The sequence below is a fragment of the Shimia sp. MIT910701 genome (genome assembly GCF_047126315.1).
Lineage (GTDB): Bacteria > Pseudomonadota > Alphaproteobacteria > Rhodobacterales > Rhodobacteraceae > Shimia.
The window spans coordinates 3,670,518-3,683,086 of record NZ_CP138953.1 but is presented as its reverse complement, the minus strand read 5'-3'; the positions used below and the strand labels follow the sequence as shown (position 1 = coordinate 3,683,086).

At 56.9% G+C, this 12,569-nt stretch carries 11 protein-coding genes; 9 read left to right on the top strand and 2 right to left on the bottom strand.

Annotated elements, in window-relative coordinates; translation table 11 throughout:
• Window positions 1-184: 184 nt before the first annotated feature.
• The 6 genes from SIB38_RS17885 to modC all read left to right on the top strand — a co-directional run bounded on the left by SIB38_RS17885 (window position 185) and on the right by modC (window position 6,200).
• Window positions 185-373 (top strand): hypothetical protein, encoded by a 189-nt coding sequence (locus tag SIB38_RS17885; RefSeq protein WP_412550744.1) that lies wholly within the window; start codon window positions 185-187, stop codon window positions 371-373.
• Entirely contained in the window at window positions 373-1,872 is a 1,500-nt protein-coding gene (locus SIB38_RS17880) for a DUF3131 domain-containing protein (RefSeq protein WP_412550743.1), read from the top strand. The genes SIB38_RS17885 and SIB38_RS17880 overlap by 1 nt, the downstream gene beginning before the upstream one ends.
• Window positions 1,872-3,464, top strand: a complete 1,593-nt coding sequence (locus SIB38_RS17875; protein WP_412550742.1) for a hypothetical protein — start codon at window positions 1,872-1,874, stop codon at window positions 3,462-3,464. Before SIB38_RS17880 ends, SIB38_RS17875 begins: the two co-directional genes overlap by 1 nt.
• 212 nt (window positions 3,465-3,676) lie before the next feature.
• Window positions 3,677-4,426, top strand: a complete 750-nt coding sequence (gene modA, locus SIB38_RS17870) for a molybdate ABC transporter substrate-binding protein (protein WP_412550741.1) — start codon at window positions 3,677-3,679, stop codon at window positions 4,424-4,426.
• Complete coding sequence (gene modB, locus SIB38_RS17865; protein WP_412550740.1) at window positions 4,423-5,118, top strand: molybdate ABC transporter permease subunit; 696 nt, start codon at window positions 4,423-4,425, stop codon at window positions 5,116-5,118. The genes modA and modB overlap by 4 nt, the downstream gene beginning before the upstream one ends.
• Window positions 5,115-6,200, top strand: coding sequence for a molybdenum ABC transporter ATP-binding protein (gene modC, locus SIB38_RS17860; RefSeq protein WP_294119687.1), 1,086 nt, complete (start codon window positions 5,115-5,117; stop codon window positions 6,198-6,200). The genes modB and modC overlap by 4 nt, the downstream gene beginning before the upstream one ends.
• A gap of 143 nt (window positions 6,201-6,343) precedes the next feature.
• Here the strand turns inward: modC and SIB38_RS17855 are convergent, their stop codons facing one another.
• Window positions 6,344-6,775, bottom strand: coding sequence for a DUF1489 family protein (locus SIB38_RS17855; protein ID WP_294119688.1), 432 nt, complete (start codon window positions 6,773-6,775; stop codon window positions 6,344-6,346).
• Between the two features lie 180 nt (window positions 6,776-6,955).
• On the opposite strand from SIB38_RS17855, the gene SIB38_RS17850 reads away from it, so the two are divergent.
• The 3 genes from SIB38_RS17850 (at window position 6,956) to SIB38_RS17840 (ending at window position 11,552) form a co-directional block, all read left to right on the top strand.
• Window positions 6,956-9,238, top strand: a complete 2,283-nt coding sequence (locus SIB38_RS17850) for an adenosylcobalamin-dependent ribonucleoside-diphosphate reductase (RefSeq protein WP_294119689.1) — start codon at window positions 6,956-6,958, stop codon at window positions 9,236-9,238.
• A 328-nt stretch (window positions 9,239-9,566) separates the two neighbouring features.
• Window positions 9,567-10,667, top strand: coding sequence for an AAA family ATPase (locus SIB38_RS17845; RefSeq protein ID WP_412550739.1), 1,101 nt, complete (start codon window positions 9,567-9,569; stop codon window positions 10,665-10,667).
• Window positions 10,668-10,676: 9 nt separating this feature from the next.
• A complete protein-coding gene (locus tag SIB38_RS17840) occupies window positions 10,677-11,552 on the top strand; it encodes a metallophosphoesterase (RefSeq protein ID WP_412550738.1) in 876 nt (291 codons plus the stop codon).
• A 157-nt stretch (window positions 11,553-11,709) separates the two neighbouring features.
• Here the strand turns inward: SIB38_RS17840 and SIB38_RS17835 are convergent, their stop codons facing one another.
• On the bottom strand, window positions 11,710-12,408 hold the full coding sequence (locus SIB38_RS17835) for a hypothetical protein (protein WP_412550737.1): 699 nt from the start codon (window positions 12,406-12,408) through the stop codon (window positions 11,710-11,712).
• Window positions 12,409-12,569 lie beyond the last annotated feature (161 nt).

Here is a 12,569-nt window from a genome sequence, read left to right as displayed (position 1 = left end):
AAACAACACCCAGCTACACAAAGAATAGGGAAATGGTAGCGGTGGCGGGTTAAAAATGTGTTTTTGAATTTATTTTTTGTTCTTATTTTGTCCATTTTCTGTTTTTGGGTGTCGATAATTTTTCAGTTGCTAATTCTTAACCATTTTGCGGTTTCATATTTGTGTTCCGTCAGGAGTGTGTTTGATGAAGAGTGCTGTTGGTTCCAGCAAGCGGGCGCCGGTTCTGGGTGTCTTGATGTTCTGTGTTGTGGTCCTGGGAATTGCCGGGGCGAGCTACGCGGTGGGCATCACTGCGCGTCGCGTGTTTCTGGCGCAAGAAGAAGAGATTATTCCGATCATTGCCGGGGGGCGCTGGATGAGATTCCTGCGCTGATGCGAGGCAATTTGCCCAGTGTGACCAGCAGTATGGTGCATGACGAGCAGCGTCGGGAGAAGCCGCCGCGCATGTGTGAGATGCCAGCGGATTTCTTTGACGATTTGCCGCGCGGTGCAAACGCGCCGCATGGCTATGACAAGCACAATGCCTATGTGCGCAAATACCGGAGCCGCCGCGGATTTTTGAACGAACGCGAATTGCGTGCGGCGCAGGTGGCCTGGCACTACTTTGAACAATTTACCCAGGAAAGCACCGGCTTGGCCAATTCGGTGGGCAATTACCCGTCGACCACGCTTTGGGATACGGCATCTTATATGGCGGGATTGGTCAGCGCTTATGAATTGTGCCTTATCGAGAAGCCGGAATTTGACCAGCGGATCACACAGCTTTTGACCACCGTCAAAGGGCTGGATCTGTTCCGCAAAGAGCTGCCCAACAAAGTGTATCACACCCAGACCGGCGCCAAGGTCGATTACACCAACAAGCCCGGGGAAATCGGGTTTTCGGCGCTGGATATCGGGCGGTTCCTGGTGTGGATGCGGATCTACAAAAACCGTTACCCCTATTTGGCCAATACCATCGATTCCGTGTTGCTGAAATGGGATTTCCGCAATGTGCTTGATGAGGAAGGGCTGATGTTTGGTGCCTATGTCGACAAGGAAACCGACGAGACGGTCTATGCGCAGGAAGGCCGGTTAGGCTATGAGGAATATGCCGCAAAAGGCTTTGCGCTCTGGGGGTTTCGGCCGCGTCTGGCGCATCGGGCGGAGCCGTTCTTGACCGCGTCGATTTTTGGCATTCAGGTGCCTTATGATGGACGTGACCCGCGGATATTCCACTCCCAGAACTACGTGGTCACCGAAAGTTACCTGCAGGACGGGTTGGAGCTGGGCTTTGACATGCCGCATGACGACAGCAGTCCGGAGTGGGTGCACACCGATGGCTGGCGCGCGGAGTTTGCAGACCGGATTTATCAGGTGCAGGAAAACCGCTGGCGGCAGACCGGGTTTATGACGGCGCGGTCCGAGCACAACGTCAAAGGTCCGCCGTATTTCACCTATGACACGATTTTTTCGGATGGTTATCCGTGGAACACGGTGACGCCGCGCGGGGATTACGTGCCCGATCATGCGGCGGTGGCTGGCAAGGCGGCGCTGGGCCTCTGGGCCTTGTGGGAAACCGACTATACCGACGTGCTCTATGAGGCGATGATCGAGCTCTATGATCCAGAAAACGGCATGTACGAAGGGCTCTATGAGCGTGGACAGGGCCGGGTCAGCATTTTTACCGCCAACAACAACGGCATCATCCTCACCGCCTTGCTGCATAAGGTGCAAGGCACAATTTTGACGCCGTACACCGGCGACACCGAGGTCTGGTACACCGCGTTTCGCGATCAGGACATCCGATTGCTGCGCAAATACCCGGACCCTCCCCAGAAAGACGATTGGCTTCCCGCTTTGCGTCATTCGGTACAAGAGAAGGCTGATTTCTAATGCGATACTCCCTGCGAACTCTGTTTCTCTCCGTGGCTGTCCTGACAGGTAGTTGGGTGCCGGCAATCGGGCAACCTGCCATCGCGGCCGACCGCAGCGCCGAAGCTTTTGCTTCTGAGAATGCGATTTTGGACACGGCCATTCCCTTTGCCATTGGCGCCCGCGAGGCGCGCCAGGCCCTGCGCGGGGCCTTTGGCTGGCCCAGTTTCCAAGAAGGTCTGGTGGAAGGCGTGTATTTCCGGTTTGATCCGGATGGCTACGCGCGGTTTGCGCCGACGCCGCGCCTGGATGTGGATGTGTTTGAAGTCATATGCCGCCCGCGCACCTATGCCTGTGCGGCGCGCAAGGACGGGTTGGAAGTGTTTTTGACCGACCGGGGCCAACTGCAGATGCGATTGGAAAATGCCCTGGCCGGTGACATGTTCTTTGTGTCCGAAGGGGTGTCGGAAATTCAGGTGCCGGAACGGATATTGCAGCCACTGGATGTGCAGTTGGAGCTGCTGCTTGGGGCGGGCGGTGAACTGAGCACACGACGTGGCGGGACCGAGGTCTCCCGCGTGTCGTTAAAAGGATTTTCCGCCGTGACGGCCTATCTGCGCTGGATTGCGGCGCGGCAGGATTATGCGGTGTTGCCGCGAGGCTGGCCGGTGCCAAACGCGGAAACCTCCGGCGGGATGACAAAGCCGGCGGCCTGGAATTCGCCGATGCCGCAACCACAGGTCGTGGCCCCGGGGTATGGCGCCAACATGGCCTCGGGTATCGCACCGGCCACCACTGCGGCACCGCTGACCTATCCTGCGCAGACACCGCAAACGGCTTTGGTATCCGGGGGCAGCATGCCGTCCGTACAGGTGCAGCCCCTGGCGATTCAGCCGGTTCTGTCGCCTTTTGGGGCCAGCCCGTCGGATGTGTTGGATGCAGACACATTGCGGCAAGAGCTGGCCGGGTTGAAAGATCTGATTGTTGAAGCGCAAGGCTCGGGCGTTGGGGTGTCATCTTCACGTGACGCAGGGGCCGTGGCCTGGCGGGGGGCAGACGGCAATTTTGTCGACAGTCCGTCATCGGATGATTTGGCCTTGCTTTTGGAAACTCTGGAGCGTTTGCAGGCCCAGGTGGCACTTTTCCAACCAAAAGGCAGTGTTGTGCCCATGCCAACCGGGCCGGGCCAGATTGCGCCTGAAACCGCGGGGGGGGCGTTGACCGGCGTTGGCGCGCTTGCGGCGCCTGAGGTCGATCAGACAAGCGATCGATTGGCCTATTTGGTCACCCACTTGGGGTTTGATGCGCAAACTGCGGTGGCGATTTTGCAGGCGTCGCCGAATGGGGCGGCGGGCCCACAAGCGAGCGGGGCAATGGTGACCGACGCCGTTATGCAACAGCCTGGCGTGCTGTATGAAAATGCCATGGTGGATCAAATTCTCGCGGAACTTGAAGCGGAGATGGCGGATGTGGGAGGGTCACAGGCGGTGATGCAAGTGCAGCAGCAGCAGGCACAACGCGAGGAGTATCAACTGTTGTCGCGGTATTTTGCTTCGGTGGGCTTGCCCGCGCTTCTTCCACTGGCCCATTCCGTCACCGATGGGCAACCCTGATCCAAAGAATGTGGTTGAGAATGGTTCGGGAAAGGGGGCGCTGCACGTCACGTCGTTTTACCGTGTTTCACGGCGCTGTGGGGCGTTGGCAGCAGTCTGCCATGCCAAAGCCCCTTGCGCAGGTTGGGGGTCATTCGCTACGCCTATGCAGACACTCAAATGAATTCTGACCAAAGGGTTCCATGCTGCGATCTTTTCTCTTTGCGATCTTGATGGGACTCAGCAGCTTGGCGGTGGCATCGTCTGAAGCCATGGCCGAGCAAGTCAACGTGTTTGCCGCCGCCAGTTTGCAGGAAGCTTTGTCCGATGTGATCGTCGGGTTTGAAATGGCCAGTGGGCATGAGGTGGTCGCGTCCTTTGCAGGGTCTTCTGCCTTGGCGAGACAGGTGCAGTATGGCGCGCCCGCAGACGTGGTTATGTTGGCAAATGTCAATTGGATGAACTACCTGTCTGGCAAGGGATTGCTCCTCAATGAAGGAGAAAAGTCCTTATTTGGAAATGGCTTATCTCTTGTAGTTCCAGTTTCATCAGAGGTGACGTTGGAACAGGCTGATGTCGCAGAATTGTCTCAAATTTTAAACAGTGGGCGCGTCGCCATGGCGCTGGTCGAAGCGGTGCCAGCGGGAATTTATGGCAAAGAAGCGTTGACATCGCTTGGGCTCTGGGACGCGGTGCAGCCTAACGTGGTGGAGACCGACAATGTGCGCGCGGCTTTGGCGCTGGTGGCTTTGAGGGAGGCCTCCGCGGGGATCGTATATACCACGGACGCCATGGTCGATGACCGCGTGCGAATTGTGGCGCAGTTTCCGGCGGCCAGCCACAGTGAGATAGTCTATCCGGCGGCCATCGTGGTGGGGCGGGATCGGCCGGAAGTCATTGAATTTATGACCTATCTCGGTAGTCAGATGGCGCAGCATGCCTTTGCGCAACGTGGGTTTACGGTGCTGGAGGAGGCACAGTGAGCGACTGGCTGGGACCCCAGGAATGGGCTGCCGTGGGATTGTCGCTCAAGGTGGCGTTCTGGGCGATGATGGGCGCGGTGGTGCCGGGTGTCTTTGTGGCCTACGCGCTGGCGCGCTGGGAGTTCTTTGGTAAGCAATTTGTTAATGTTTTGGTGCATTTGCCGCTCGTTCTTCCACCAGTGGCGACCGGCTATTTGTTGTTGGTGACCTTTGGCACGCAAGGTGTGGTTGGGAGCGCTCTCAAGGAGATCGGCGTGGTCTTTGCCTTTCGCTGGACCGGGGCCGCGCTGGCGGCGGCGGTGATGGCCTTTCCTTTGTTGGTGCGCTCGATCCGCCTGTCGATCGAGGCGATTGATCCCAAGTTGGAACAGGCCGCCGCGACATTGGGGGCCACGCGTATGCGGGTGTTTTTCACGGTCACATTGCCGTTGATGTTGCCTGGGCTGTTGGCTGGCATGGTGCTCGCCTTTGCAAAAGCGATGGGCGAGTTTGGCGCAACCATCACATTTGTCAGCAATATTCCCGGCCAAACCCGGACCTTACCCAGCGCGATTTACGCGTTTTTGCAGGTGCCGGGCGGTGAAGCCGCGGCGATGCGGCTTGTGGTGGTCAGCATTATTGTGGCTGCGGGGGCGTTAATACTGTCTGAAGTGCTCGCACGGCGGATCGCGGCGAAGGTGGGACAGTCATGAGCGTCGCAGTGCACATCCGCCAAGGCTTTCAGGGGTTTGACCTTGATGTGAGTTTTGAGGCAGCGGCGGGGTTGACCGTTCTGTTTGGCAGTTCCGGGTCCGGAAAAACCTCTGTGATCAATGCGGTAGCTGGATTGAGCCGGCCTGCGCAGAGCCGGATTGTCGTCAATGGCGAGGTTTTGAGCGACAGTGCGGCAGGCCGCTGGGTGCCGCCACATCAGCGCAGCCTGGGCTATGTGTTTCAGGAAGGGCGGCTGTTCCCGCATATGACTGTGCGCAATAACCTGTTGTACGGCAATGGGTTGGCCAAAGGTCGGGCGGAGGTCGCGAGCTTTGATCAGGTGGTGGAGATCCTCGGGATTGGCAGCTTGCTGGAACGGCGGCCTGCGGAGTTGTCGGGGGGCGAAAAGCAGCGGGTGGCCATTGGGCGGGCGCTGTTGGCGCGGCCAAAATTGATCCTCGCAGATGAGCCGTTGGCGGCCCTAGACGAGCCGCGCAAAGCGGAAATCCTGCCGTATTTTGAGCGGCTGCGGGATGAATTTTCCCTGCCTATTCTGTATGTTACCCATTCGATTGCGGAAGTGGCGCGGCTGGCGACCACGGTGGTGGCACTGAAGGATGGCAAAGTGGATCGGGTCGGGCCGGCGGCGGAGGTGCTGTCTGATCCAAGCTTTACGCCGATGGGGCCGCGTGCTGTTGGGGCGGTTTTGGACGCGAAGGTGGTTATGCACCATGAAGATGGGCTGACGGAGTTATCCGCCAACGGCGTCGCTTTGATGTTGCCGCAGCTGTCCCATGCCATTGGCGATCAGGTGCGCGTGCGGGTTGCAGCGCATGATGTGATCCTCTCCAGAGAGGCGCCTAAGGGATTGTCAGCACTCAATATTGTCGCGGGAAGGGTGCAGTCGGTGCGATCAGGAGGTGGTCCTGGGGCGATTGTGTCAGTGGACACCAAAGCAGGGCGGATTTTGGCGCGGATCACACGGCGCTCGGCGGCGGCTTTGGCGCTGGAGGAGGGCGTGACCTGTTATGCGGTGATGAAGTCCGTGTCGGTGGCGCCGCAGGATATTGGCACGCGCTAAGGGCGTTTTGTTGCTGCGTTAAACGGTAAAAAGACGGCGAAAATCACGTCGGTATTTTGTCTGTATCGCGGCTGTTTCGCAGAGGTGCGTTTTCCAAGGGGCAGGGCGAGCGCAACAGTTAACGCAACGCCCGTTGCATCGCGTTAGAGCACGCCAATTTCCGCCAGCGCGCGGTTCAACTCGTCTGGCAAGACATCATCATTGGCGCGGTTGGCGGGGAGGTCGGCAGGGGCGTCCTCAACTTTCAAATAGCGCCAGCCCTGAAATGGACGCTTGAGTGCGGCCTGGGTCAGCTGTACCTCCGGTTCGAGCACAATGGCACATCGGCGAATGCCGTCTGATCCAATCACTTCGTCGAGACGTAGGATACGCTGACGGCATTGGATGCTGCCCTTGATGACCCAATAGATTGAGCCACCGTTGAGGATTTCAGCCTCACGTTTAGGCCACATGCGCGTGACATGGCGGGGCAGCCCATCCGGAAAGCGCGCTTTATTGGCCTCTTGCCAGGCGGCGAGGGTTTCGGGGCTCTCCGAGCCGACCGAAAGTTTCACAAGATGCACGGTTTTGCCCACAGGTTATCCACAGATTTATGCACGGAAGTTACATTATATAGTGGGCGTATCAACCTTCAACCCCAAAATAATGTGGTTTCCTTGCGGAAATTTCCATATTTGGCCGTTGTCAGATCACGCTGGTTTGATATAGATTAAAAAACCCTAAACCAACGCGCAGCACAAGCAAGGAAGCCAACGATGAGTCGTTTCGCCGCCCCCATCGCAGAACAAATCTGGGACATGAAATACCGTTTCAAAGAGGCGGACGGGACGCCGATTGATTTGTCGGTGGAAGACAGCTGGCGCCGCATCGCGCGTGACCTGGCCAAGGTGGAAAAAGACCCGGCCAAATGGGAAGAGAAATTCTACGGCGCGCTGGAGGATTTCAAATATCTGCCAGCCGGCCGGATCACTGCCGGTGCGGGCACCGCGCGCAACGTGACCCTGTTCAACTGTTTTGTGATGGGCACCGTGCCGGACAGCATGTCCGGTATCTTTGACATGCTGAAAGAAGCGGCGCTGACCATGCAGCAGGGCGGCGGGATTGGCTATGACTTCTCCACCATTCGTCCGCGCGGCGCGGATGTGAAAGGCGTGGCGGCGGATGCCTCTGGCCCGCTGTCTTTCATGGATGTGTGGGACGCGATGTGCCGCACCATCATGTCTGCAGGCTCCCGTCGGGGTGCGATGATGGCAACCATGCGCTGTGACCATCCTGATATCGAAGCCTTCATCACCGCGAAATCCGACCCAGCCCGTTTGCGCATGTTCAACATGTCCGTGCTGGTGACCGATGCGTTCATGGAAGCGGTGAAGGCGGACGGCCCATGGGAGCTGGTGTTTGGCGACAAGGTTTATCACACCGTGCAGGCGCGCGATTTGTGGAACAAGATCATGCAGGGCACCTATGATTACGCCGAGCCGGGCGTGATCTTCATCGACCGTATCAACCAGCGCAACAACCTCTCCTATGTGGAAGAGATCGCAGCGACCAACCCGTGCGGCGAGCAACCGCTGCCGCCTTATGGTGCCTGCCTGCTGGGCTCGATCAACCTGGCGCGTCTGGTGACCGACCCGTTTGAGAAAGCGGCGGAACTGAACGAAGAAGCGCTGACCGATCTGGTGGCCACGGCGGTGCGGATGATGGACAACGTGGTCGATGCGTCCAAATTCCCGCTCGATGCACAGGCACAAGAAGCGCAAGCCAAGCGCCGCATTGGCCTTGGTGTGACCGGTCTTGCGGATGCGCTGCTGATGCTGGGTCTGAAATACGGCACCGAAGAGGCAGCGGCGCAGACCGAAGCCTGGATGAAAGCGATTGCGCGCGCATCCTATCTGGCGTCTGTTTATCTGGCAAAAGAGAAGGGGGCCTTCCCGCTCTTTGACAAAGAGAAATACGTCAACGGCGGTCTGGTTCAGGACATGGATCAGGACGTGAAAGACGCGATTGCCAAGCACGGTATTCGCAACGCGCTTTTGACCTCCATCGCGCCAACCGGCACCATCAGCCTCTATGCGGGCAACGTAAGCTCTGGCATCGAGCCGGTGTTTGCCTATGCCTACACCCGCAAAGTTCTGCAGAAAGACGGCTCCCGCACGGAAGAGGAAGTTGTTGATTACGCAGTGCAATTGTGGCGTGACAAGTTTGGTGACAAGGAGCTGCCAGACTACTTTGTGAACGCGCAAACCCTGGAGCCAGCGGCGCATGTGCGCATGCAGGCGGCGGCGCAGAAGTGGATCGACAGCTCGATCTCCAAGACCATCAACTGCCCGGAAGACATCAGCTTTGACGCCTTCAAAGACGTCTACATGCAGGCCTGGGACACGGGCTGTAAGGGCTGCACCACCTATCGTCCAAACGACGTAACCGGCTCGGTTCTGACGGTTTCGGAAAGCGACGAGAAGGCGCCGGGCGAGCAACCAGCCGATCACGTGGCCGATGGTGGCGAAGTGATCTACATGTCCGAGCCGCTGGAGCGTCCGCAGAGCTTGGAAGGCGCAACTTACAAGCTGAAGTGGCCAGACAGCGAGCACGCGATTTACCTGACGGTGAATGACGTGATTATCAATGGGCATCGCCGTCCGTTTGAGGTCTTCATCAACTCCAAGAACATGGAGCATTACGCTTGGACGCTGGCGCTGACCCGGATGATTTCGGCCGTGTTCCGTCGCGGTGGGGATGTGTCCTTTGTGGTTGAAGAGCTGAAAGCGGTATTTGACCCGCGCGGCGGCGCCTGGATGGAAGGCAAGTACATTCCTTCCATTCTTGCAGCGATTGGCGGCGTGCTGGAGCGTCACATGATTGCGATTGGTTTCATCGAGGGCGAGGGCATGGGGCTTAAGTCCGACCCGCAAGCTGAAGTTATGGCTGTGGGCGGCGCGCCCCGTGGCAAGCCCTGCCCAAGCTGTGGCGAGTTTGGCTTGCAGATGGTGGAAGGCTGCATGACCTGTAACAGCTGTGGCCACAGTAAGTGCGGGTAAGCCGACTGGCGGAACAGTTGTGTTAGACCCCACATAACTTGGCCACTATGGGGTGTTTTTTGACCACTCCGCACAGATCAAATGACCATCGACCTCCGTGAGGTCGATGGTTTTTTAATGTTTTCAGTCACTTGTGAAAGTGGCGGCTTTCTTGGGTACTAGAAGATGATGCCTTAGACACCGCTTGGCGGCGGGGTTGCATTGCTCGTCCGTTTGTTCCCTAAGTGTTCCACAGGTTCCGGAACCTTTCATACCACATCTGTCCGATGGTCATTAGCTGTCGGGCGACTACGCAAGGTGCTTCCTTGCGCTATGAAAGGACTCCAGCTTGACCAAATCGCAATCCAAAATTCCGTTTCATGACCTAACCTTCTACGACGACCTGCCCAAAATGCGCGATGTGGAGGCTCGGTTGAAGACATTCCTCGAGGCGACCCGCAAAAGGGCACAGCGGATTGAGATAGAGGCGGGTCGCTTGGCGGAGGAAGACCGGGTGTATCCGTATGACTCGGTCGGTGATGCGGACATGGGGCGCATCAGGCGTCGTGCAATGTGGTTCCTCGAACGCAAGCAGCTTTTGACCGGCATGCATCACCTTAGCGACGAGAACCGTGTCAGGCTCACATCCCTCAGAGGCGGGTTGCCAGTGGCCCGCGTCGCCACCGAGCACGAGGCTGACGAGATCGCGGCCGCGTTGCACGCCGAGATGCCGTGGATGGCACCCGCAACCGAAGCAGTCTGGCATGGTCTGCGCGCATCAGCCCGTAACGGGCTGCCGGGGCTGAGGATCAATCCGCTTGTTCTGGTTGGCTCCCCTGGGATCGGCAAAAGCTATTGGGCGCGCCGTCTTGCTCATCATCTCGCAGTACCTACGACGATGATCGACGCGACCGGTGAGCCCGCAACATTTGCCATCGTCGGCTCTCAACGCGGCTGGTCCAGTGCTACCCCGGGCAAGTTGATGCAAACTGTCCTGAGGGACCGCCACGGTGGACCACTTGTCATTGTCGATGAGGTCGAGAAGTCTGGAGACGTTCATTCCAGCAAAGGCACACGCCATTCGCTGACAGAGGCCCTTTTGCCGCTGCTGGAACGCATGACAGCAGCAACGTGGGAATGCCCGTTCTTTCAGATCAAATGCGATCTTTCCTGGGTAAACTGGGTCATGACGGCAAACAGCCGCAAAGGGCTGCCAGAGCCGCTGCAAAGCCGCTGCGTTGTCTTAGACCTGCCGGACCTGACAACCGGCCAGCTGCGTCAGTTCGCGGAAACAGAAGGCCATCGCCGCAGTCTACCAGATGCAGCAATGGCCGCCCTCATGGATGTCTTCGAGAGCGGTACGATCAGACACACCAACCTGAGCCTGCGTACCGTCAGCCGCATGCTTGATCGCGCCGAGACGCTCGCCAACCAACCCCTGCTGAGCTGAGGTCGCACCATGAAATATCAAATTATCCCATATCAAAGTGGCGAAGTAGTCGTTCTCGGCGACCTGCACTATGACAGCTATCGACGCTTTGCCTTGTGCCCTATTGATCAATGGAACTTGCAGGACATCGTCTGGAATGCAGACGCTTTGATCCTCGCTGGCGACCTCACAAACGGTCCCGCTGATCGCTGGGCGCAGGTTTTTCAATACCTGTCAGAGTTCATTCAGCCAGAACGAATCTACGCGTTGCCTGGGAATCACGATTATTACGGTGCTCACCTGAGCGACGACTATAAGCTCGAAAGAGTGGCAAAAAATGCGGGCGCCCATTTCGTACAGAAAACAGCTCTGTGGCATGGTGATACGCGTATCTTTTGTTGCACATTGTGGACGGATTTTAATCTTTTGGGCGAAGCATCCATTGCGATGCACACTGCTAACTTACTCATGGCAGATTATGGCGTGATCGGTGCGCCACTGGATCCCAACATGCCCGAAGTCGGTATCCCAATTATGCGGCCGGAACGGCGGTTGAAACCCAGCGAAACACTGCGCGTTCATCAGGATCATCGCGCCTGGCTCACCCGTAGTCTGGCCGACCAACATCCTATGGGAGCATGTGGCAAAACAGTCGTCATCACTCATCACGGTCCCCATCGGGCGGTCGCCGGCGAGATCGACACGCTTTCTGCTGCGTTCCACTCAGACATGAGTGATCTGCTCATTCAGTATCGGCCCAATGCATGGTTCTTTGGCCACTCACATCGACGGCTTCGTACGAAAGTTTACGGCACGGATATCAGCAACGTATCTGTGGGGTATGCGGGTGAGTTAATTGATGAATCGGTTTCATACTTGCGGGAAACTTGCGTGTGGAAAAGCTAGGTGCGATGGCGTTGTGTGTCAGATACTAAAGCGGCTACATTGACTGCAAATATTTGCAGAGAGGGCGGCCAGCCGACATTCGCTGCGGATGCAACGTTTTTTCTAACGTCATGAGGTATCAGAGATTCAGCAGTGTGTTTTTAAGCAGCGGGAATTCTTAAGTTGCTTCACCCCAAAACTTGGCACTGAAATTGTTCAATCTTGAAGTGCGTGGGTCCACAACAGCTTGGAATGAAGCAGGGATTTCACTTCCATTCCCACCTGCCCTGAAAAAGTCCCTAACAGAAAACAGCGCCAAGTCTTTTAGATGCTCCCACTCCCTGGATAGCGTGTCCTGCAGGTCTTGTTTTTGTTTCGCCACACTGGGCTTCCTTTTGGGGCGTTGCGAGGTGTAGTCAGGGCGCGGGTTGTGCTGATGGTGGAATTCAATACGTCCGAAAGCCCATGGGTCTTCAACTGTCCGACGCCATTTATACGATACGCTGACTCGAAGCTCTTTGCTGAAGTGATGGGGCCAATATATTTGATCATCGACATAGAACAATTGCCCATCCTCAACCTCTGTCTTCACACGAGCCTTCATCTGTGAAAGGGCAAATGAAAGATTTCTTCCGGCACGCACTGCTTCTGACCTTTTTCGATCACGCTTTTTGGCTGACCTAGACACAGCGAGTTCTCTGAGAGACCGTTCAAACTTATGGAGCTCGGCTGCCAAGTAAGATCCGCAGTCCGAAGGAAACAACTGATGAAGCCCGGCTGCACGTTCGTATTGCAATGCTTGATCGATGAGGGTTTCTAACTCGCGCTCATTGATGTTCGAGATGGCTTCCTTCTCTCTGTCGGTGAGATTTATCATATGTATTCCCTCAAAATCGGTGTTCTAAATTCAAAGCCTAGATCAGTCAGTGCCCGTCAGCGTTATTCTGTGAGTTCCGGTTGAAGTTACTTCAATGGCAACGCCTTCAGTCCAATGTCATACAGATCTATCGGCCAAATAATAATCGATGACCTTTAATA